Raw genomic sequence first — 21,905 nt, forward strand, 5'->3', positions numbered from 1 at the left:
GTCCACGGGGGTACGGACCGCACCTCGAGCCACGCTCAGTCCATGCCGGTGCCCGGATCGAAGTCGCCGTAGTCGTCGAACTCGGCGTCCCCGTCGTACTCCTCACGGCCGTCGCCGAACTCGCCGTACCTGTTGTCTTCCGCGCACGACGACTCGCGGATCACGACAGGCCGCTCCTCCAGAAGGTCCCTGGCCCGTGTCTCGCCCCAACTGGTCGCGTACCAGGGCTGGTCCGTGTCGCGGAGATCGCGGTCGATCTCCTTCAGCGCACAGGAGCGCAGCGGCTCGGGCAGTGCGTCGAGGGCGGGAACGGCGTCCGCCGACAGGTCCTGGAGATAGCTGATGTCGATCTTGTTCGTTCGCTCGTAGCGCTGAACGTTGCGCTCGGCCACGAGGGCGTCGGGCGATACGAGACCGAAGGCGAGGACGGCGGCCGCGGCGCTGCCCACGACGGTACGCGGCAGCCAGCGGCTCCCGAAGAGCCCCGCCGCGATGATCAGGACGAGTACCACCCCGAGCCACAGTTCCATCGCGGCCACGGATATCCGCAGCCGGGTCAGGCCGTACGCGTCGACGTACAGGTCCAGCCTGCGCAGGGCGGAGACCACCACGACCAGCGTGAGCACACAGAGCGTGCCGAGCACCGCACGTACGAGGGTGCGGTCTTTCGCGCCCGCGCGCGGGGCCCAGCGCAGGGCGAGTCCGATGACGAGCAGCGTGAGCAGCGTGGCCCAGAGGAGCTGCCAGAACCCCTGCCGTGCGTACTCGGCGTAGGTCAGTCCCGTCTCGCTCAGGACCTTGTCGTAGCCGCCGAAGAGGACGGCGAGCTGGACGGCGATGAAGGCGGCGAAGAGCAGATCGAGGACGATCAGGGGAAGCGCCCACTCGACACGTCCCCGCGCCGTGCCGGGACGCACGGCCAGTCGGTCCCAGCGCAGCGGGGCCGCGGCGGTGTAGGCGGCGGCGAGTGTCCCGGCGAGCCCGACGAGGAACAGGAGCGTACGCCAGGGCGCGTCGGTGCCGGAGACATCGGGCATCAGGTCGCCCAGCAGATCGGCGAAGGCCGCGTCGGCGCCGGCGAACAGCGCGCCGAACACGATCAGCAGGACCGCCGCCACCACGATCGCACGGACCGCGGGCCCCCACCGTCCACGTGAACCCGCGGCGCGCTCACGTACTCCGAGCCAGCCCCAGACCAGGCCGGTGACCAGTGAATCGAGCACGCCGACCGAACCGAGGACGGCACCCGGCCAGGTACGCCCGCCGTGGAGGGCGAGCGAGCCGAGAGCCAGCGCCGAGACGACGGCGAGGAACGTGGGCCAGCCCGCGTCACGGACGGCCGGAACGACGAGCAGCGCGAGAACGCCCACCGCCCAGACCGCGGTCCAGGGACGGAGCCGCCGGCCGGCCGTGCGAGCGGCGAAGAAGGCGGCGAGCGCGGCGGGCACGGCCACGATCAGCAGATTCACCCCGAGGCCCTCGCCGAGCAGCAGGGCGCAGAGCAGCGCGGTGGCGAGAGCGCACCAGAGCGTGCCGACACCTACGGGGTGCCGTCGGGTCGGCCTGATGGAGGCGAGCCAGGGCTCGGGCGGCGGAGTCGGTTTCCACGGATGCGAGTGCTGCGGGATCTGCGCGTACTGCGGGTGCTGTGCTCGCGCCCGCCCGGGGCCGTGCCCGGCCCACTGGCCCTGACCGGGCACCAAGTGAGGCGCGCCCCATGCCCCACGGCCGGGTGCGTCGTGCGGCCGCGCTGCGCCCTCGGTCCGGCCCTGGTGCGGTGTCCCCGCCACGGCCTCGCTCGGGCGCTGCTCCTGACCCGGACCGCCGGCCTGGCCGGGGCTTTCGTCCTGGACCTGGTTGTCGTCCTGGCCCCGCCCCTTGTCCTCGACCTGGCCCTGGCCCTGGTGGCGGCTCAGGCTCTCGTCCTGGCCCTGGTCCTTGTCCAGAACCGGGCCCGAGGACGGATGCGGACCGGCAGCGCGGTCCTGGGCGTGCGGTTGGGCACCGGACTGCTCCTCCGGGGGCGACCCGGTGTCCTGCGGTTGCGGTGCGGACGGTACGTCTGACACGGGACCCCCTCCCGGCCGGGTCCCGTCGCGTGACCACATGGCCACGCCCACGTCCCGGCGTCTCCTCGGCCGCGCCCTTCATGATCAACGCTGCGGCGTGGCCGAAAGGCTAACCCCGTAGACACCGGCCGGCCCCGTCCAAGTGGGGTTGTGGCAGGACCGTGACAGTCCGGCCTTCTGTCCCTCGGCCCGCCACTTCCCGCCTCGTCCCGCCCTGTCCCGTCCGGGCGGACTCGGCCGTGCCTCAGCCGACCCGCGCCGGCAACCAGCCGGGCAGGTCCTCGGTCCGCTCCAACCAGTGCGCGGGAGGAGCCCCGGTCTCGGCCGCAGCGACCACTCCACCGGCGATCGCACAGGTCGTGTCGACGTCCCCGCCGACCTGCGCGGTCGTCCAGAACGTCCGCTCGAAGTCACCGAGGGCCCGCGCAGCGGACCAGAGCGCGAACGGCACGGTGTCGTGCGCGCTCGTACGGCGCCCGCTGCCGAGCACCGCGGCCACCGTGCCGGCGTCGCCGTAGTCGAGCATGTCGCGCGCCCGTCGTAGCCCGGCTCCCACCGCACTGCGCGGCACGAGCGCGACCACGCCGTCCAGCAGCTCGGTGGGCGAGGGCGGCCCGTCCGGGGAAGCCACGAGCGCCGCGGCCGCCGCGACGGCCATCGTGCCCACCACGGCCTCACGGTGCTGGTGGGTGACGTACGAGGAGATCTCGGCCTGATGCGTGGCCTGCTCGGGGTCGTCGGCGTACCAGGCCCCGAGCGGGGCGATGCGCATCGCCGCACCGTTGCCCCACGAGCCCTGTCCGTTGAACAACGAAGAGGCGAGCTCGCGCCAGTCACCGCCTTCACGGACCAGCCGCAGCATCCGGTTCACCGCGGGCCCGTAGCCCCGGTCGAAGTCATGGTGACCGGCGAAGGAACCGGCCAGCACGTCCTGGTCGACCCGGCCGTGCGCGGCCAGCACGGCCACCACCGAACAGGCCATCTCGGTGTCGTCGGTCCACTGCCAGGGTCCTGGCGGCAGCTCGCGCCGCTTCAGCAGCGGATAGTTCGAAGGTACGAAGAACTGGGAGCCCAGGGCGTCTCCCACGGACAGCCCACGCAGACTGGCCAGGGCGCGGTCGAAGCGCCGGTCGAGAGAGGAATCAGCGGTCATCGCACGGGCCACTCTATCCGGTGATCCCATAAGGCTCAGGTGTGCACCAGCGCTCGAAGGGCCTGTCCAGCGTGTACCGCCCGTCCTTGCCCAGCTGCAGCACACGCGTCTCGCCGTTGTCCGGATTCGACAGGGACTCGAATTCGGCCACCGACCAGTGGAACCAGCGCATGCAGAACAGGCGCATGGTCAGTCCGTGGGTGACGAGCAGAACGTTGGGCGGATGGTCGGGGGCCTCGAAGCTCCGGTAGAGACTCTCCAGGAACGCGCCCACCCGGTCGTACACGTCGGCACCCGACTCACCCTGTGCGAAGCGGTAGAAGAAGTGACCGTAGGCATCGCGATAGGTCTTCTGCAGACGAACGTCGTCCCTCTCCTGCCAGTTCCCCCAGTCCTGCTCGCGCAGCCGGGGCTCCTCCCTCACCCTGACGAGCCGGGGATCGAGGCGGAACGCCCGGAGGGTCTCGTGCGTGCGTCGATAAGGCGACACATAGACACTGACCTGCTCATCGCCGAACAGCTCACGCAGCCGCCCGCCGGTTTCCCCGGCCTGACGCCGCCCGCGCTCGGTGAGTCTCAGCGCATGATCGGGTTCGCGCTCGTACACGGAGTCGTCGGCGTTCCCTTCGGACTCTCCGTGCCGGACAAGGACGATGCGCCGTGGTCGTGCCATAGGACAAACCCTAGATCGGGCCGGGGCCGGCCGAGGAGCGCCCCGGGGGCTACGTCCGCGTGTCCGCGTGTCCGCCGGGCCGCTCACACGGTCCAGGAGGCTTCCAGCTCGACCACGTCCCCGGCCAGGGCGGCGACGTCCGCGTCCGTCTGTGCGCGAAGCGACAGCCGTTCCACCCGCTCCACCCGGTACTTGCCGTGCTCAGCGGCGGACTGCCACATCGACAGCACCAGGAACTCGTTCCCCGGTGCCTCGCCGAAGAGCCCCCGCACCATACCGGGCGAACCCGCCATCGCCGGGTTCCACACCTTCTCCTGCATCAGGGAGAAGTGCTCCACCCGGTGCTCGTGCACCCTGCAGTGGGCCACCCGTACGACATCGGCGTCGGTGAAGCGCGGTTCGAAGCCGGTCTTCACGTCGAAGCGATGGTCGAAGAGCTTCGCCTGGGCGTCCTTGTACGTGCCGGACTGCGCGGTCGCCAGGCGGTCGTACGAGCGCGCCATGAACGAGTCGTAGAACGCGCGGGTCTCCCAGAACGCGAACACGTGGGCGACATCGGGCCGCCCTCTGCTCCACCCGCCGCCCTGTCCCCGGAATCCCGGCTCACCCAGCAGCCCCGCCCATTTCCGCTGCCCGCGCTCGAACCCTCGACGGTCCACGACGGTGCAGCGAATCCACTTGACCAGCACCGCGCCATCGTACGGCTCAGGACGTGGCCATAGTCACTCTCCGGCAGAAGGGGATACCGCCCGTCACCCCACCGTGGGGTTTCGAGCACGCCACCGTGCGGTTCGAGCCGTCCGTCCACAGCCCACGCCGTGCCGCAACTGCCGCGTGACACCATGGCAGTTCGCACATGGCACGGGGAGTTGACGTCCGCAGCTGCCCACAAAGCCGTCCACAAGGAGGGAAGTCGGGTGAGCAGTCTCAGCAAGGGGCTCCGGAAGGTCCAGGTGACGCTGAAGTGGGACCCGAGCCCCATCGGAACACCCGCCCACGATCTCGACATCGTGGCCGCGACGTACACGGCGGACGCCCCGCACGGGAAGCCCGCGTATCTGGTGCACTTCGGCAGCCGGTCGCCCGACGGGACCATCACCCTCAACAGGGACAGCCGGACCGGGCAGGGGTTCGGCGCGGACGAGGTGATGACCCTGGAGCTCGACCGCCTGGCCACGGAATGCACGAGGGTCGTGGTCGGAGTCGTCATTCAGCAGCGAACCGGCGAGAAGTCCTTCTCCGACATCGAGAACACCGGCGTCCGGATACTCGAAGGCCCCGTCGAGCTCGCGAACGACGACCTCTCGCGCCTCCCGGACGCCAGCGCCGCGACGATCGGCGAGTTCACCCGGGACGACGCGGGCGAGTGGCAGCTGCGCACGATCGTCCGCGGTTTCGACGCCGGTCCTGCGGAGTTCGCCGAGCTGATGGGCCTCGAATCCCCCTGAAACAAGCGCGCGGGGCACTCAGCACTCTGCCCCCCGTGCCAGACCTGGTGACTGCCCACCAACGCGGAAGGGAGGGCGCCGACCCGCCGGCCGACGCCCTCCCTTCCTACGATCACGCGTCCTTCGATGACACGGCGGATTCAGCCACGCCGGATGCGACACTGGCAGGGGGCCCTGGCGTGCTCTATTCCTCGCCGAGTGGCAACCGGTCGGCAAACGCCGGCAGTCGACGGCCTGAGGCCGTCTCTACGAGCCGGACAATCCCGGGATCCTTCGCCGCGAGGGCATCCCTCGCTACCTCGCACCAGTCATCACGCGCGAGAAGAGCCAGGTAGCCGTCCTTATAGGGCTGCCATCGCCGAGCGGGCCCGATCGAGCCTGAGTCACCATGTTCCCCCAAACTGCTCGCCAGCCACGCAGCGATGCAGTAGCGACTGCCCGAAGGCCTCAAACGCTCCAGGTGACGTAGATGTGCAGCCAGCACCGACTCGGCATGGGGATAGCGCGAAAGTGTCACTCCCATGCCTTGGCTGTAGGTCATCACCAGCAACAGCCTGCCGGTGTGGTCAGTGATCTCGTCATCCACGCTGGGCCCGGTGATCACTTCATGAAGGCCAGAGGTCTGGGCCACACTGCCGACGTAGTACGCGTTGAGGAAGTCGCCATCACATGCGCTGCGGAGGAGCCAGGGCCGCGCCACGGGATCGTCAAGTCGACAGAGGGCTTCCACGACGTAGACCCGTCCCCAGCCGGTGACTCGATCAGCGAGCCAGAGAAGGGCCTCGGTGCCTCCAGGCAGTCTTTCCAAGACGCGTGCTGCGAGGGGACCAAAACGGTTGGACAGCAGGCCGATCGATTGGATGAGGGGGATGTCGTCGACCGTTCCCACGGCGGCGACCAGGGCGAGCCCCATGGTGACCGAGCAGCGATCGGTTCCGTGTCGGACCAGCCAGCGGCCCGTCTCACGAGCGAGGTCCCTGTCCGCCCGCTCAGCAGCGGCAGCGACGTGTTCGTTGGGGTGAATGGGAACGTAGACGTTGTGGAAGGCGTCGGCCAATTCGCTTGGAAGGGCAGTGCTACGAGCAAAGTAAGCGTCCAGAATGAGCGCCGCGTCCTTACCAGCCAAGCGCCGATCCTCCGGCGCCTCCGGCCGAGGCAGACGACGGTGCAGCGCGTCGTCGGGATACGGTTCCCCGTCTCGCGGTAGCGGCTCACCCGGTGCCAGCCGGTGCAGCAGAAGCGCGTGCTCGAACAGTGTTGTCCGTGATCCGGGCAGTCCCATCCCGGTCGTCTCGCTCATCGGCGGACGGAGGACTCGATTCTCTTGATCATGGCCCGGAGCATGCCACGCCATGGCCGCTGCCACAAGCAGCTTCCCCTCTCCATCAGCATTCGCTACAGAGGTCGCTGGCGGGCTTCGGCGCGATACGCGCTCTCCGAACGCAGTCGTGGTGCACCAACCGCAGAAGGGAGGGGCGCCGGCCCAAGGCCGACGCCCCTCCCTCACAGAGATCACGCTTCGGGTTCAGCTACGTCGTATGTTGCACCCGACGCAGTTCCGCCCAGTTTCAGCTGCAACCGCTCGTCGAGCCGCAGCCCTCGCAGATGTAGCAGGAGCCCGCGCGCTGCATCTTCGTGCCGCAGGAGAAGCACAGCGGCGCGTCCGCGCTGATGCCGAGCTGCATCTCGACGAGCTCGGCGGAGGTGTGCGCCTGCTTCGGGGCCGGGACCTCGGCCTGCTGCGGGGCGACCGCCTTCAGGGTCTCCTGATGGCGCGGGGCGGACTGGGCCAGGCCCTCGACGTCCATGTCGACATCGTCGACGGACTGCTCGTACGAACCCGTCTCCAGGTGACGCTGGCGCTCCTCCGCGGAGTGGATGCCGAGCGCCGACCGGGTCTCGAAGGGCAGGAAGTCCAGCGCCAGGCGGCGGAAGATGTAGTCGACGATCGACTGCGCCATCCGCACGTCCGGGTCGTCCGTCATACCGGCCGGCTCGAAGCGCATGTTCGTGAACTTCGAGACGTAGGTCTCCAGCGGCACGCCGTACTGCAGACCGACCGAGACGGCGATCGAGAAGGCGTCCATCATGCCCGCGAGGGTCGAGCCCTGCTTGGACATCTTCAGGAAGACCTCGCCCAGACCGTCGTCCGGGTAGGAGTTGGCGGTCATGTAGCCCTCGGCGCCGCCGACCGTGAAGGAGGTGGTGATGCCGGGACGACCCTTCGGAAGGCGCTTGCGGACCGGGCGGTACTCGACGACCTTCTCGACCGCGGTACGGATGGTCTCCTCGGCCTTCTCGGTGATCTCGGCCTTCTCCTCCTCCTTCTTCTTGGCGGAGAGGGGCTGGCCGACCTTGCAGTTGTCGCGGTAGATCGCAAGCGCCTTGACGCCCATCTTCCACGCCTCGAAGTAGACCTCTTCGACGTCCTCGACGGTGGCCGTCTCGGGGAGGTTGACGGTCTTGGACAGCGCGCCGGAGATCCACGGCTGGATGGCCGCCATCATCCGGACGTGGCCCATCGCGGAGATGGAGCGCTCGCCCATGGCGCAGTCGAAGACCTCGTAGTGCTCGGTCTTCAGGCCCGGGGCGTCGATCACATTGCCGTGCTCGGAGATGTGGGCGACGATCGCCTCGATCTGCTCCTGCTGGTAGCCGAGGCGACGCAGCGCCTGGGGCACGGTGCCGTTGACGATCTGCATCGAGCCGCCGCCGACCAGCTTCTTGAACTTGACCAGCGCGAGGTCGGGCTCCAGGCCGGTGGTGTCACAGGACATCGCGAGACCGATGGTGCCGGTCGGGGCGATGACGGAGGCCTGGGAGTTGCGGAAACCGTTCTTCTCGCCGAGGCGGATCACGTCCTGCCAGGCCTCGGTCGCCGCGGCCCAGATAGGGGTGTCCAGGTCGTCGACGCGGACGGCCGTGGTGTTGGCGTCGGCGTGCTGCTTCATGACGCGCTTGTGCGGCGCGGCGTTGCGGGCGTAGCCGTCGTACGGGCCGACGACCGCGGCGAGCTCGGCGGAGCGGCGGTACGACGTGCCGGTCATCAGCGAGGTGATGGAGCCGGCCAGGGCACGGCCGCCGTCGGAGTCGTACGCGTGGCCGGTCGCCATCAGCAGGGCGCCGAGGTTGGCGTAGCCGATGCCGAGCTGACGGAAGGCGCGGGTGTTCTCGCCGATCTTCTGGGTCGGGAAGTCGGCGAAGCAGATGGAGATGTCCATCGCGGTGATGACCAGCTCGACGACCTTGGCGAAGCGCTCGGACTCGAAGGACTGGTTGCCCTTGCCGTCGTCCTTGAGGAACTTCATCAGGTTCAGTGAGGCCAGGTTGCACGACGTGTTGTCCAGGTGCATGTACTCGCTGCACGGGTTCGAGCCGTTGATCCGGCCGGACTCGGGGCAGGTGTGCCACTGGTTGATCGTGTCGTCGTACTGGATGCCCGGGTCGGCGCAGGCCCAGGCGGCCTCGGCCATCTTGCGGAAGAGGGACTTGGCCTCGACCTCTTCGATGACGTCACCGGTCATGCGGGCACGCAGCCCGAACTTGCCGCCGGACTCCACGGCCTTCATGAACTCGTCGTTCACACGGACCGAGTTGTTGGCGTTCTGGTACTGGACGGACGTGATGTCGTCGCCGCCGAGGTCCATGTCGAAGCCCGCGTCGCGAAGGGCGCGGATCTTCTCCTCTTCCTTGACCTTGGTCTCGATGAAGTCCTCGATGTCGGGGTGGTCGACGTCGAGGATGACCATCTTGGCGGCTCGACGGGTGGCACCACCGGACTTGATCGTTCCGGCGGACGCGTCGGCACCGCGCATGAAGGAGACCGGGCCCGACGCGTTGCCGCCGGAGGACAGCAGCTCCTTGGAGGAGCGGATACGGGAGAGGTTCAGGCCGGCGCCGGAGCCGCCCTTGAAGATCATGCCCTCTTCCTTGTACCAGTCGAGGATCGACTCCATGGAGTCGTCGACGGACAGGATGAAGCAGGCGGAGACCTGCTGCGGCTGGGGCGTGCCGACGTTGAACCACACCGGAGAGTTGAAGCTGAAGATCTGGTGCAGGAGGGCGTACGCCAGCTCGTGCTCGAAGATCTCCGCGTCCGCGGGCGAGGCGAAGTAGTTGTAGTCCTCACCGGCCTTGCGGTACGTCTTCACGATCCGGTCGATGAGCTGCTTGAGACCGGTCTCGCGCTGCGGAGTGCCGACCGCCCCGCGGAAGTACTTGCTGGTGACGATGTTGACCGCGTTCACCGACCAGAAGTCCGGGAACTCGACGCCACGCTGCTCGAAGTTGACCGAGCCGTCGCGCCAGTTGGTCATGACGACGTCACGGCGCTCCCAGATCACCTCGTCGTACGGATGCACGCCGGGGGTGGTGTGGACGCGCTCGATGCGCAGACCCTGCCGGGCCGCTGCAGCCTTGGATCCCTTGGCTCGGGACCCTCGTGCCGGGCCGCTCGTCGTCTCTGTCATGCCGCCTCCCATATACGGGCGAAAACGCCCTGAAGTGCCCAGATCTTCCCGTGGCACGCTTTGTCTGTTGCCCGGAAGCCGCGCCGCGTCGCGCAGCATCCGTGACAGGTCTCCTGCCGCTCCGAAGTCGATCGCCCGGCCCGCTCGCGCGGGGCCGATCGATCAGTCGGCGGCTTTGACGGGCTCGGGGACCTCGCTGGTCACACCGGGCCCGCCGTCCTCTGCGGGCGGCCGCCGCACGCGGAGCTCCGCGATGGCGGCCTCGAAGTCTTCGAGCGAGTCGAACGCTCGGTACACGGACGCGAAACGCAGGTACGCGACGAGGTCGAGCTCCTGCAAGGGGCCGAGTATGGCCAGCCCCACGTCGTGGGTGGTCAGCTCGGCGCTGCCGGTGGCGCGCACCGCTTCCTCGACCCGCTGGCCGAGCTGAGCGAGAGCGTCCTCGGTGACGGGCCGCCCCTGGCACGCCTTCCGCACGCCGGAGATGACCTTGGTGCGACTGAAGGGTTCCGTCACCCCACTGCGCTTGATCACCATCAGCGACGCGGTCTCGACCGTCGTGAATCGACGGGAGCAGTCGGGGCACTGGCGGCGACGGCGGATCGACGTGCCGTCGTCGGTGGTCCGGCTGTCGACGACACGACTGTCAGGGTGCCTGCAGAAGGGGCAGTGCATGGTTCCCGACCCTCCTTCACAGCACGACTGAATAGCCTCACAGGGGCGGTCCAGCCCCCCCCTCGAAGCAGCCACAAGCATAGGCGATCGCCACGGTCTTGATGGACCGGGGACCACAACTTCTAGGCGGCCAGGACAATCCAACCACTAGATCTGGGGTTTCGCCGCCAATCCCCGCACCAGCGCGTGTCGCGCGCCGAGCGCGTGCCCGCACGACCCGCCGGGGCCCGCAGGGCCGGCCATGAGCCTACGGGAGCCGCGCGGCGCGCCCGGTTCCGGGGCCACGCTCGCCGGATTCCCGAGCCGCGCTCACCCGATTCGCGGGCCGCGGATGACACACTGGGCTTACATCCCACGGCTCCACGCTCCGGCCGTGAGGGCTACCGTGGTGGCCTCGATCGCCGGCGCGATCACAGCCCGCCTATACACCCAGTCACCAATCAGTGTCAGCCGATCTGCGCTTTTTCACTCGAACGTGTGTTTGGCGCAACCTTTCGAAAGCAACTACCGTTGTCCAGCTAGGGAGACCATCTCGAGAGGGGCCGACGTGACCACCACCGCAGACAGTGCCACCATCACTGCCCAGGACCGCTCCCAGAACCGATTCGAGCCGGTGCATGCCATGAATGACGCAGTCACGACCCCGGAGGGCGCCGAGCCCTCGCGACCTGGGCGTTCGCTGCCCGGCCGACCTCCAGGGATCCGCGCCGACAGCTCCGGTCTCACGGACCGGCAGCGAAGGGTCATCGAAGTCATCCGCGATTCCGTGCAGCGGCGGGGATACCCGCCGTCGATGCGGGAGATCGGCCAGGCGGTGGGTCTCTCCAGCACCTCGTCGGTCGCCCATCAGCTCATGGCGCTGGAGCGCAAGGGCTTCCTCCGCCGCGACCCGCACCGCCCGCGGGCGTACGAGGTGCGCGGCTCCGACCAGACCGCCACACAGGCGACGGACACGACGGGCAAGCCCGCGGCGTCGTATGTGCCCCTGGTCGGCCGTATCGCCGCCGGTGGCCCCATCCTCGCCGAGGAGTCGGTCGAGGACGTCTTCCCCCTCCCTCGGCAGCTGGTCGGCGACGGCGAGCTGTTCGTGCTCAAGGTCGTCGGCGACTCGATGATCGAGGCCGCCATCTGCGACGGCGACTGGGTCACCGTCCGCCGTCAGCCGGTCGCGGAGAATGGTGACATCGTCGCGGCGATGCTGGACGGAGAGGCCACGGTCAAGCGCTTCAAGCGCGAGGACGGCCACGTCTGGCTGCTCCCGCACAACGCTGCCTATCAGCCGATCCCCGGTGACGAGGCAACGATCCTCGGCAAGGTGGTGGCAGTGCTTCGGCGGGTGTGAGCACACACCGTCGGCTCTGACCGGGCCCCGGGACCCACTGCGCCGGTCCCGGGGACCCTTTTTGCCCTCTGTCCTGTGCCTCTGCCCGGCGCCTTCGCCCTACGTCGCATCCTTCTTCGCCACGGCATCGATCGCCGCCAGAGAGCGGCGCACCTGGTTACGGTCCGTGGTGTACCAGAAGTCGGGCAGTGAGGCCTTCAGATAGCTTCCGTAGCGGGCCGTGGCCAGCCGCTGATCGAGTACGGCGACCACACCCCGGTCCCCCGTCGCCCGTACGAGACGGCCGGCACCCTGCGCCATCAGCAGCGCCGCATGCGTCGCCGCGACTGCCATGAAGCCGTTGCCCCCTGCCTCCTCGACCGCCTTCTGACGGGCGCTCATCAGCGGGTCGTCAGGTCGCGGGAAGGGAATCTTGTCCATCACCACCAGCTGGCAGCTGGAGCCTGGGACGTCGACGCCCTGCCACAGCGAGAGGGTGCCGAACAGACAGGTCCGAGGATCCGCCGAGAAGTTCTTGATCAGCTCGCCGAGGGTCTCTTCGCCCTGGAGCAGGATGGGGAACTCCGGGATGCGGGTGCGAAGCTCCTCGGCCGCGAGCTGAGCAGCCCGCATGGAGGAGAACAGACCGAGCGTGCGGCCGCCCGCAGCCTGGATCAGCTCGGTGAGCTCGGTGAGCATGTCGTCACGATCGCCGTCCCGAGCCGGGCGGGCCAGATGCTTCGCCACGTACAGGATGCCCTGCTTCGGGTAGTCGAACGGCGAGCCGACGTCGAGCCCCTTCCATACGGGCAGCTCGTCGCCCACCGTGCCCTCCGGGGCCAGCCCGAGCGACGCGCCGACACCGTTGAAGTCGCCTCCGAGCTTCAGCGTCGCGGAGGTGAGGACCACCGAGCGGTCGGCGAAGAGCTTCTCGCGGAGCAGTCCGGACACGGAGAGCGGAGCGACCCGCAGGGATGCCCCGAAGCGGTCGTGGCGCTCGTACCAGACGACGTCGTACTCGGATCCGTTGGTGATGCGCTCGGCGACGTCATGGACGGACTCGACCGAGGCGAGGGCCTGCTTGCGGACAGCGTCCTCGTCCTGGACGGACTTGTCGCGGGTGGAGCCGAGCGCCGAGATGACCGTACGAGCGGCGTCGCGCAGCGCCATCAGCGCATAGCCGAGGTCCTCCGGGATCTCTTCCAGACGGCCGGGGAGCGCCAGCTCCATCAGCCGCTCGAAGCCCTCGGCCGCGGTCTGGAGCTGGTCGGCCGCCTTCTCGTTGACCAGCTTCGCTGCGCGCCGCACCGCGCGGTTGACCTGGCCGGGGGTGAGCTCGCCCGTGGCGACCCCGGTGACCCGGGAGACCAGCTCATGGGCCTCGTCCACGATCAGCACCTCGTGCTGCGGCAGCACGGGAGCGCCTTCGATGGCGTCGATGGCGAGCAGGGCATGGTTCGTGACCACGACCTCGGAGAGCTTGGCGCGCTCCCGTGCCATCTCGGCGAAGCACTCCGCTCCATAAGCGCACTTACTGGCGCCCAGACATTCCCGCGAGGACACCGAGACCTGTGACCACGCACGGTCGGAGACGCCAGGGGTGAGGTCGTCGCGGTCGCCCGTCTCCGTCTCGTCCGCCCAGTCCCGCATCCGGAGAAGGTCCTGGCCCAGCTTGCTGGTGGGCGCGGCCGCCTCGAAGGGGTCGAAGAGCCCTTCTTCCTCTTCCTGCGGAACGCCCTCGTGGAGGCGGTGCAGGCACAGATAGTTCGACCGGCCCTTGAGCATGGCGAACTCGGGCCGGCGGCGCAGCAGCGGATGCAGTGCGTCCACCGTGCGTGGAAGATCGCGCTCGACGAGTTGCCGCTGCAGCGCGAGCGTCGCCGTGGCGACCACCACGCGCTCCCCGTGGGCCAGAGCGGGCACCAGATAGCCGAGGGACTTTCCGGTACCGGTGCCGGCCTGGATGAGCAGATGGGACCCGTCGTCGATGGCCGCGGCGACGGACTCGGCCATGGTGACCTGGCCGGGCCGCTCGACCCCGCCGACGGCGTCGACCGCGGCGTGGAGGAGCTCGGGGAGGGATGGCTTCGTCATAGACCGTCCACCCTAAGGGGCGCCACTGACAGCGCGATCACATTCCGGTACGGCCAGGATCGTCAGCCCGCGCTCAGCGGGTTGCGGACCGTGCCGTGGACGGCGGCGTGCGGTCGCTCGGAGCGGTCCCGGTAGCCGTCGAGGTGGAGCCTGTTCCTGTTCAGGCAGAGGCGCTCGATGCGCGGAGTGAGCAGATCGAACAGCTCGTACCGGTCCTTCTGCTCCGGGAAGCGCGCGTGGTACCGCAGGATCTCCGCCCGTACGAGGGACCAGAACTCGTCCTCCGTCACCCCCAGTTGTTCCTCGCACAGCGGAGCGAGATAGCGGAAGACGCCGACGAAGAGTCCGGAATGGATGAACTGGGTGAGGAAGGCGGGCTCCTCGGTGAGGAGGACCTCGCGTACGTCCTCGGGCATGGTGTCGTGCTCCGGCAGGGGCTGGGCACTGACGTTCACATCGTCGACGAAGTCCTTGATCGCGAGCCGCACGGGCACGTCGTGGTCGTCGAAGACGACGATGACGTTCTCCCCGTGCGGGGAGAACACCGTGCCGTAGCGGTAGAGGAAGTGCAGCAGGGGCGGCAGCAGTGCGGCGAAGAGGTGCCGCAGCCATACGGTGGCGGCCAGCCCGGATCGCTCGACCAGCTCGGCGGTGAACGCGCGCCCCTCGGGGTCGGTGTGCGTGAGCGAGGCGAGGGTACGGGCCCGCTCCCCCGGCGGCAGCCGCAGGGGTTCGCGCCAGATCGCTCCCAGGAGCTCCTTGTACTGGTACGGGACCTCGGGGAGACGGTCGTAGTGCGGGTGCTCGACCGTGACGGAGGCGACCTCGCCGAGCAGGATCACCCCGCATTCGTCCCGCAGGAAGGGGTCGGCGTCGCGCAGCCCGTGGACCCAGGCGGTGACGGCCGGCGCGGCGAGGGTGCGCTCGGTGGGCAGCCCGCGCCAGACGAGGGTGTTGAGGACGGAGAGGGGAAGCTTGACGGTGTGCCGGTCGGGGCGGCTGGTGTTGAGGAAGGTACGGATGGACTGCTGGGGCAGCCGGAGGTCGCCGTCCGTGGTGAGCGGGATGATCTCGCCGCGGGCGATGGAGGGGGCGTAGAGGGGCAGGAGCACCTGGTCCCATTGCCATGGGTGCACGGGCAGGAAGAGGTAGCCGGCGGGGTCGGCGCCGCGGGAGCGGAGGGCGGCGCTGAAGGCGTCGCGTACGGCTGGGTCGAGCTCCGTGGCGTAGAGGCGGTCTGGGGTCGCGAGCCCGGGTACTCCGCGATAGGCGGCGAGGCGGGTGCTGACCGCGATCCAGGGCAGCCGGGCCGGCGTGCGTGCCTCGGGGGTCCAGCGGGCGGCGTCACGGGCGGAGAAGCCGAGGCGGCCCTTGTTGAGGACGAGCCAGGGGTGGCCCGTCTGGTGGCCTTCCAGCGCGGCGTAGTCGAGTTCGGCGAGCCGAGCGGCGAGGAGGGCGGTGTGGTCCAGCCTGCAGTCGGCCGCCAGTGTGGTGTTCAGTTCGCGTACGAGGTGACCGAGCGTGGCGCCGTCGAGGGAGAGGAGCCGCCGGGCTCCGACGAGGAACCGCAGCGGGTCGGTGAGGGCGGCTCCGTCGCATTCGACGGAGCCGGGGGCGACCTGCCAGCTTCCGTACGCGCCGCGCCGGGCCCGGAAGGAGAGGGTTTCGCCGTCGTCGAGGCGGAGGGCGTAGCGGTCGTCGCCACCCTGGGGCAACGGCTCGATGATCTCCTCGTAGGCGAACTCACTGATCATCTTGGCGAGGAGACGGCGGGCGGCCCGGTGCCAGGTGCCCGGGTTCAGTTCCGCCGGCGCGAGCAGAGCGGGCGGCTCCTCGGAGTCGGGAGAGGCTGGGGGCTTCGGCACGGGGACTCCTCGAATGGGACCGATGCGGTCGAGTGGAACCGATGCGGGGCGAGCGGTGTATGTAGAGCAGCGGGTCGTTCACAGCACTTTGCTCAGGGCTCGGTCGCGGACCATGAGCGCGGCCCGCTTGTCAGGGAGGTCGACCTCCGCGGAGAAGCGGAAGCCGGCGCTCAGGAAGGCGGATACGGAGGGGGTGTTGCGCAGGTCGGGTTCCGCGATGACGCGCGCGCAGTGGGGACGGTGGTCGAGCACGTGATCGGCCGCGGCTCTGAGCAGCGTGGTGCCGACGCCACGGCCGCGGTCGGCCACGCCTCCGATGAGGAGGTGGATGCCGGTGTCGTGTGGGCGGGCCGGATAGTGGCGGGCGAGCAGGTCGAGGTCGGCGCGATAGATCTCGAAGTAGCTCATCGCCACTCCGTCGAGGAGGCCGAGACACGGGACGCTGCGACCGTCGCCGGTGAGCTGGGATCCGAGGTGGGTCTCGGTGACCGACTCGGGCCCGGCGAGTTCCCAGAAGGCCGCGACCGCCGGATCGTTCATCCAGCGGCTGATCAGCGGCAGGTCACGCTCGATACGGACGGGTACGAGCTGGAAGGAGCCGATGGGGGTGGCGACCGCACCCCAGTCGGCGAGGGTGTCGAGGAGGTCCTCGCCGGTGAAGGCCCCATGGTCAGGACCGTTGGCGACGGGACTTCCGCCCGGTGGTGGGACGAAGGGCTCGACGGCCACCGGGGTGGGGCTCTCGGGCGGCTGCTCCTGTCCGAAGAGCGCGACGAGTTCATCGGGCAGCCTCAGTTCCAGGGTGTCCTCCACACTCCCGTCGGCGGAGGGGGCGGAGGGAGTTCCGCTGTCGGCGCTCGCGTCGGCGGGAGGCATGGGTGGCGCTCTCCTCTCAGCAGTTCGGACGGTCGGTCTCGGGGTGCCGGGCCGGAGTGGTCGGTGTGCTTCAGGAATGGAGGGGGTTGGCGATGGTGACGTAGACGGACTGGGTGTCCACCGGGCCGACCAGTTCGTCGAGGCCATGGAGTCGGGTGAGGAGATTGGCCTTGCAGCGCAGGGCCGGCTTCTCCAGCAGTTGCGCCGGCAGGGGTGAGCCCAGGTCACTGACCGAGGCGAGGAACCGGCGGAAGGCGGCGAGGAGTACGCGCTCGTCGGCGAGGCGCTGAGCTCCGAAGGCGCCGATGAGACCGAGGACGTTGTTGATGCCGAGGTAGTAGGCGAAGCGCTCGTCCGTGACGGCGTCCGGGACGAAGGTGTCGCTGGCGCTGCCGATCCCGGGGAGCCGGCGTTCGAGCGCGGCACGGTGCGACTCACGGAAGTAGTAGCCCTGATTGTCGCGGTAGCGGCCGCCGACCGGCCAGCCTTCGAGGTCGAGGATCACCAGGGTGTTCTGCTGGTGGGCCTCCAGGGCGACTCCGGCAGTGGCGTCCAGCCAGAGCACGGGGCGTACGACCTGGTCGAGGTAGCGCAGGAACCACTCGGCGGCGACAGCACCGGTGGGCCGGCCGGTGCGGGTGGCCAGGTGGTTCACGATCTCGGCGAGGCGCGAGTGCGTGTGGGAACGGCCGGGCCATGGACGGGGGGCGGTGAGGCCCGCGATGCAGACGGCGTCGTCCCCGGCGCCGAACGGGTTGTGACGGATCATGACGTCCAGTCCAGGCAGCGCTGCCCCGTCGGTGGTGTCGACGGCGAGCCATGCGGGGTCGCGGACGATGTCGAAGCGGGGGTGGGCCGCCCTCCACTGCTCGGCCAGGCCGCTTCGGAGAAGGCGGTGGACCTCCACGCCGCGGTGGAGTTCCTTGCGGAGGTTCTCACGACGGGAGTTGGTGATGCGTACGCCGAGGGAGAGCTTGAGCATGGCGGAAGCGCCGGGCTGGTGCACGGTGCGGACGGACGAGGTGGGATGCCACGGTTCGCCGCCGGGGCCGAGATCGTGGAGGAGACCGGCGTCGAGCAGGTTGGCGACCGCGGGGCGGTGCCCCAGTTCGCGGGCCTGCCAGGGATGGAGCGGCAACGGCACGGTATTCACGGGAAGTTGGAGATCACCGGACAGCCGGCGGGTGAGCTGCTCGGCCGGGACGAGGCGGCCCTCTTCCGTCCAGGCCGACTCGCAGGCCAGGACGGTCCGGTCGACGGCCATCCAGTGGAGCGGGAAGGAGCCGTACAACTCGGGTGAGTAGAGCCGGGCTTCGGCGTCGGAGAGCCCTTCGCGGCTCTTGGGAGTGGGGTGGAGCGGATGACCGAGGATCAGTGACTGCTCGGCGGTCAGGAACAGGTCGGCGCCGGCCTGCGGGGCGGGGCGGCGGCGGCGGTCGTCGATGAAGTCGGCCGTGCGGCGGACCGAGTCGGCGACCCGCCCGGTCAGATCGACTCCTTCCGACCGGCTGCGGTCCGCCTGACCGTCTGGCTGCGCGACGACGTGTGCGTCGCGGGCGTCGGCCGGTGCGGAGGCGCCGTCGGCCCCGCCCGGCTCGCGACTGAGGAGGGCCGCGACGGTGACGGCGTCGGCCGGTGGTGCGCCGGCCGGGGCGCCTTCGAGCATGGGCGCCCCGAAGCGGTGCCAGCCTGTGATGGACCAGTAACGGACAGGGACGAGCAGGGCGGTGCCGCTGGCGTGGAGTGGGACACGCAGGGTGCTCCCGGCCGGCCTGGCGAGGTTGACCTCCCGCACCCAGCAGCGCAGCAGGCTCTCGACCGCGGCTGTGTCGGCGGCAACGAGCGGGTCCGGATGATCCAGCGGGTCGTGGTGGTCCACCGGGCCGGCTGCCTCGGTGGCCGGGGCCGCGGCGCGGACGGTGGCTGTTGCCGGGGAGGGAGCGGGGTGGGGGGCGACTGCCGTTGCACTCGGGGACCCCGACAGTTGTCGCGGTACCGTCGCCGGCTCGACCGTGCGGGGGACGGCCGTCCCGTTCTGCCCTTTGTACTGGTCGGCGGTGGGGCTGCCGTCGGGCTCGGGTGCGTCGGGAGCGGGAATGCGGTTCACGGGGGGACTTCCTTGTGATGTCGTCCGGGGTCAGCTGGACGGTCCGGTTTCGTGGCGGCGCCGCGGTGAGTTCTCGGCCGCTTCCAGGGCGTCGGCGAAGCGGTCGAGCACCGCGTCGGCCTGTTCGTCGGTGAGCGTGAGGGGAGGCAGCAGGCGGACCACACCCGCATGGCGACCACCGAGTTCGACGATCAGCCCGCGGCGCAGGCATTCCTGCTGCACCGCGGCGGCGAGGGAGGGGTCGGCCGGTGGGGCGGCGGCGTGCGGGTCGTCGCTGTCGGGGTCGACGAGCTCGACGCCGATCATCAGCCCGCGCCCGCGTACGTCACCGATGCACCGGTGGGTCGCGGCGAGGCCCTGGAGCCGGCCGAGCATGCGGGCGCCGAGAGTGGCGGCCCGTTCGGCGAGGCGGTTCTCACGGACGAAAGCCAGTGTGGCCGCGCCGGCCGCCATGGCGAGCTGATTGCCGCGGAACGTACCGGCGTGGGCGCCGGGCTGCCAGGTGTCCAGTTCGGAGCGGTAGACGATCACGGCAAGGGGAAGGGAGCCGCCGATGGCCTTGGACAGGACCATCACATCGGGGACGATCCCACTGTGCTCGACCGCCCAGAAGGCGCCGGTGCGGCCCACGCCGGTCTGCACCTCGTCGGCGATGAGCGGGATGGAGCGCGCGGCGGTGATCTCACGCATCCGGCGCAGCCAGGCGTCGGGGGCGGGGATGACTCCGCCCTCGCCCTGCACCGGTTCGAGGATCATGCCGGCCGGGGCCGGGACGCCTCCCTTGGGGTCGTCCAGGAGGTTCTCGGTCCAGCGGGCGGCGAGTTCCGCGCCCCGTTCCCCGCCGATCCCGAAGGGGCAGCGGTAGTTCTGCGGATACGGCAGCCGTGTCACCCGGACGTCGGTGGCGCCACCGGAGGCGCCGAGGGCTCCCGCCGTCATGCCGTGGTAGGCGCCCGTGAAGGCGAGCAGTCCGGTACGGCCCGTCGCGGTGCGGACGAGTTTGAGAGCGGCCTCGACGGCATCCGTACCCGCCGGTCCGCAGAACTGGATGCGGGCGCCGTCGGCGAGCGGGCGTGGCAGCGTGGCGAACAGTTCCGTGATGAAGGCGTCCTTGACCGGAGTGGCGAGGTCGAGAACGTGCAGCGGAGCACCCGAGGCGAGGACCTTCTTGATCGCTTCCAGGACGACGGGGTGGTTGTGCCCCAGGGCCAGCGTCCCGGCGCCCGAGAGGCAGTCGAGGTACCTGCGTCCGTCGGCCCCCTCGATCGTCAGTCCCCTGGCCCGTACGGGAACGATGGGCAGCGAGCGGGCATAGGTCCGGGCCGCCGATTCGCGCAGGGACTGGCGCCGCAGGATCCCTTCATGGGCGACGGGCTGTGCCAGCGGGGCAGGTTCGATCACGGGCACGGCTCTATGTCCTCCGGCTGTCACAGTTGTGTCGCGCGTCGGTACAGCGGTCGACCGCCGCACCACGTGGGTGAACGCTGATCCTGCGTCCCCCGTACGTACCAACGACGCCGGAAGCGGGGGATCACGGTCATTCCGGAAGATCCTTGCGGCGAGGAACCACCGCCCTGCCGCGCACCGTCCCCATCGTCACCGGCATAGTGGGGGGCCGCAATTGCGCACCGGCAGCGTCGCCGGGGTGCGCGCAAGCGGTCCGTTCGTACACGTCACTCATGAAGTCCCAGGGGGATCACCACATGCGACTCAATCGCCCGACCTTCGCTGCGCGCAGTGGGAGGAGCGCCCGTCGCAAGAGCTCTCCGGTGTTCGCGGCGGCCGCTGTCGCCGCGGCGCTCACGCTGACCGCTACGGCCTGCGGTCCGAGCGAGGACAACGCGGGCAACAAGCCCACCGCGTCGCCCACCGGGCAGTCCACCGACGGAAAGATCACGATTCCGGACGATCTCAAGGACCGGCTCAAGGAGCACGGGATCGACCTGGACAAGTGGCGGAACGGCGAGTGGAAGAACTGGGACAAGGACAAGTGGCTGCGTGAGGCCAAGGACTACGTCAACCCGATCATCGAGGACCTCTGGGACGCGGACCGGATGCGGGACGCCGAGCAGCCCAACAAGCCGGTCGAGGAGGAGGACATCTCCGGTGACGAGGGTGTCACCGACCCGACTCCGCGGCCGGTCGACGCCCAGGGCGTGAGCGCGCCGTACCACGACAACGCCCCCGAGGCCGGGAAGGTGTTCTTCGACGGCCCCAAGGGTTCGATGGTGTGTTCCGCGACCGTCGTGAAGGACCCCGCGAACCCCGGTAAGTCCAACATGGTGTGGACCGCGGGCCATTGTGTGCACGCGGGCAAGGAGGGCGGCTGGTACCGCAACATCGCCTTCGTCCCCTCGTACAACGACAAGGCCAAGCCCTCCACCAAGGGCGACACCAAGGAGGAGATAGCTCCTTACGGTGTGTGGTGGGGCGACTGGGCGCAGACGTCGGAGCAGTGGATCTCCCAGGGCGCCGCTACGGGCGGCCAGGGCGCGCCGTGGGACTTCGCGGTGCTCCATGTGACCCCGGAGAAGGGTGGCAACGGCAAGTCCCTGGAGGAGACGGTCGGTTCGGCCCTCCCGGTGGACTTCAACGCGCCGGCCGTGCCGAAGATCGGCGGCATGACGGCGACCGGCTTCCCGGCGGCGCCGCCGTTCGACGGTGAGCGGATGTTCCAGTGCGAGGACAAGCCGGGCAGGCTGTCGCTCAGGGCGAACGAGCCCACGATGTACCGCATCGGCTGCACCATGACCGGCGGCTCCTCCGGCGGCGGCTGGGTCGCGGCGGGCAAGGACGGCAAGCCGGCGCTGGTGTCCAACACCTCCATCGGCCCGGTGACGGCGGGCTGGCTGGCCGGACCGCGCCTCGGCGACGAGGCCAAGAGCATCTACGACGCGGTCAGCAAGAAGTACGCGGGCCGGTAGCCGCGGCGACCGCCACCCGTCGCTGGGGCCTTCGGAGCGATCCGGAGGCCCCAGCGGCGTCGATCTGCCGTATCCCTCTGCCGCCTCCATCGCCACATCCAACTGTGACGTCCCGTCCGCGGCGTCCAGCGCCGGTGCGCGTGGAGACTCCGTGCAGGTGGAGGCGGGTGGCCGACTCTGGCGGACCGGGCGGCTCTAAAGTGGGGCCCGACACGGGCGGTCCTCCGGATG

Annotated in this window: 15 protein-coding genes; 3 read left to right on the forward strand and 12 right to left on the reverse strand. The window is 69.7% G+C overall.

What is annotated here, in order from left to right:
• Positions 1-35 precede the first annotated feature (35 nt).
• The 4 genes from ACIQMR_RS28470 to ACIQMR_RS28485 all read right to left on the reverse strand — a co-directional run bounded on the left by ACIQMR_RS28470 (position 36) and on the right by ACIQMR_RS28485 (position 4,584).
• A complete protein-coding gene (locus tag ACIQMR_RS28470; RefSeq protein ID WP_401393237.1) occupies positions 36-1,790 on the reverse strand; it encodes a DUF4153 domain-containing protein in 1,755 nt (584 codons plus the stop codon).
• A gap of 523 nt (positions 1,791-2,313) precedes the next feature.
• Entirely contained in the window at positions 2,314-3,222 is a 909-nt protein-coding gene (locus ACIQMR_RS28475) for an ADP-ribosylglycohydrolase family protein (RefSeq protein WP_401393083.1), read from the reverse strand.
• A gap of 13 nt (positions 3,223-3,235) precedes the next feature.
• Entirely contained in the window at positions 3,236-3,895 is a 660-nt protein-coding gene (locus ACIQMR_RS28480; protein ID WP_401393085.1) for a histidine phosphatase family protein, read from the reverse strand.
• Positions 3,896-3,978: 83 nt separating this feature from the next.
• Entirely contained in the window at positions 3,979-4,584 is a 606-nt protein-coding gene (locus ACIQMR_RS28485) for a YdbC family protein (protein ID WP_266388410.1), read from the reverse strand.
• 228 nt (positions 4,585-4,812) lie between these two features.
• Here ACIQMR_RS28485 and ACIQMR_RS28490 point away from each other — a divergent pair, with 228 nt between their 5' ends.
• Positions 4,813-5,343, forward strand: coding sequence for a TerD family protein (locus ACIQMR_RS28490; protein ID WP_401393088.1), 531 nt, complete (start codon positions 4,813-4,815; stop codon positions 5,341-5,343).
• A gap of 184 nt (positions 5,344-5,527) precedes the next feature.
• Here ACIQMR_RS28490 and ACIQMR_RS28495 read toward each other — a convergent pair whose 3' ends face one another.
• From ACIQMR_RS28495 to nrdR, 3 genes are all read right to left on the reverse strand, one after another.
• A complete protein-coding gene (locus ACIQMR_RS28495) occupies positions 5,528-6,643 on the reverse strand; it encodes a hypothetical protein (RefSeq protein WP_401393091.1) in 1,116 nt (371 codons plus the stop codon).
• 268 nt (positions 6,644-6,911) lie between these two features.
• On the reverse strand, positions 6,912-9,812 hold the full coding sequence (locus ACIQMR_RS28500; protein ID WP_401393093.1) for a vitamin B12-dependent ribonucleotide reductase: 2,901 nt from the start codon (positions 9,810-9,812) through the stop codon (positions 6,912-6,914).
• Positions 9,813-9,974: 162 nt separating this feature from the next.
• Positions 9,975-10,487, reverse strand: coding sequence for a transcriptional regulator NrdR (gene nrdR, locus ACIQMR_RS28505; protein WP_266388418.1), 513 nt, complete (start codon positions 10,485-10,487; stop codon positions 9,975-9,977).
• A 547-nt stretch (positions 10,488-11,034) separates the two neighbouring features.
• Between nrdR and lexA the strand changes: the two genes are divergently transcribed.
• Positions 11,035-11,829 carry a transcriptional repressor LexA gene (gene lexA / locus ACIQMR_RS28510; protein ID WP_401393097.1) on the forward strand — a complete coding sequence of 265 codons (795 nt, stop codon included), beginning with the start codon at positions 11,035-11,037 and terminating at the stop codon, positions 11,827-11,829.
• Positions 11,830-11,928: 99 nt separating this feature from the next.
• Here lexA and ACIQMR_RS28515 read toward each other — a convergent pair whose 3' ends face one another.
• The 5 genes from ACIQMR_RS28515 to ACIQMR_RS28535 form a co-directional block, all read right to left on the reverse strand.
• Complete coding sequence (locus tag ACIQMR_RS28515) at positions 11,929-13,902, reverse strand: ATP-dependent DNA helicase (RefSeq protein WP_401393100.1); 1,974 nt, start codon at positions 13,900-13,902, stop codon at positions 11,929-11,931.
• 62 nt (positions 13,903-13,964) lie between these two features.
• The gene (locus ACIQMR_RS28520) at positions 13,965-15,767 is read right to left on the reverse strand and encodes an IucA/IucC family protein (protein ID WP_401393103.1); all 1,803 of its coding nucleotides are present in this window, start codon (positions 15,765-15,767) and stop codon (positions 13,965-13,967) included.
• A gap of 78 nt (positions 15,768-15,845) precedes the next feature.
• Positions 15,846-16,643, reverse strand: coding sequence for a GNAT family N-acetyltransferase (locus tag ACIQMR_RS28525; RefSeq protein ID WP_401393106.1), 798 nt, complete (start codon positions 16,641-16,643; stop codon positions 15,846-15,848).
• Between the two features lie 70 nt (positions 16,644-16,713).
• Complete coding sequence (locus ACIQMR_RS28530; RefSeq protein ID WP_401393109.1) at positions 16,714-18,750, reverse strand: IucA/IucC family protein; 2,037 nt, start codon at positions 18,748-18,750, stop codon at positions 16,714-16,716.
• Between the two features lie 30 nt (positions 18,751-18,780).
• The gene (locus ACIQMR_RS28535) at positions 18,781-20,157 is read right to left on the reverse strand and encodes a diaminobutyrate--2-oxoglutarate transaminase family protein (protein ID WP_401393112.1); all 1,377 of its coding nucleotides are present in this window, start codon (positions 20,155-20,157) and stop codon (positions 18,781-18,783) included.
• Positions 20,158-20,453: 296 nt separating this feature from the next.
• On the opposite strand from ACIQMR_RS28535, the gene ACIQMR_RS28540 reads away from it, so the two are divergent.
• On the forward strand, positions 20,454-21,674 hold the full coding sequence (locus tag ACIQMR_RS28540) for a trypsin-like serine peptidase (RefSeq protein WP_401393115.1): 1,221 nt from the start codon (positions 20,454-20,456) through the stop codon (positions 21,672-21,674).
• The last annotated feature ends 231 nt before the right edge of the window (positions 21,675-21,905 follow it).

The sequence above is a fragment of the Streptomyces sp. NPDC091376 genome (assembly GCF_044757085.1).
GTDB lineage: Bacteria > Actinomycetota > Actinomycetes > Streptomycetales > Streptomycetaceae > Streptomyces > Streptomyces pratisoli.

Bases quoted from the DNA above. Each gene is read 5' to 3' on its own strand.
- ACIQMR_RS28540 (WP_401393115.1), top strand. From the start codon at position 20,454: ATGCGACTCAATCGCCCGACCTTCGCTGCGCGCAGTGGGAGGAGCGCC.
- ACIQMR_RS28480 (WP_401393085.1), bottom strand. From the start codon at position 3,895: ATGGCACGACCACGGCGCATCGTCCTTGTCCGGCACGGAGAGTCCGAA.
- ACIQMR_RS28475 (WP_401393083.1), bottom strand. From the start codon at position 3,222: ATGACCGCTGATTCCTCTCTCGACCGGCGCTTCGACCGCGCCCTGGCC.
- ACIQMR_RS28495 (WP_401393091.1), bottom strand. From the start codon at position 6,643: ATGAGCGAGACGACCGGGATGGGACTGCCCGGATCACGGACAACACTG.
- nrdR (WP_266388418.1), bottom strand. From the start codon at position 10,487: ATGCACTGCCCCTTCTGCAGGCACCCTGACAGTCGTGTCGTCGACAGC.
- ACIQMR_RS28515 (WP_401393100.1), bottom strand. From the start codon at position 13,902: ATGACGAAGCCATCCCTCCCCGAGCTCCTCCACGCCGCGGTCGACGCC.
- ACIQMR_RS28500 (WP_401393093.1), bottom strand. From the start codon at position 9,812: ATGACAGAGACGACGAGCGGCCCGGCACGAGGGTCCCGAGCCAAGGGA.
- ACIQMR_RS28525 (WP_401393106.1), bottom strand. From the start codon at position 16,643: ATGCCTCCCGCCGACGCGAGCGCCGACAGCGGAACTCCCTCCGCCCCC.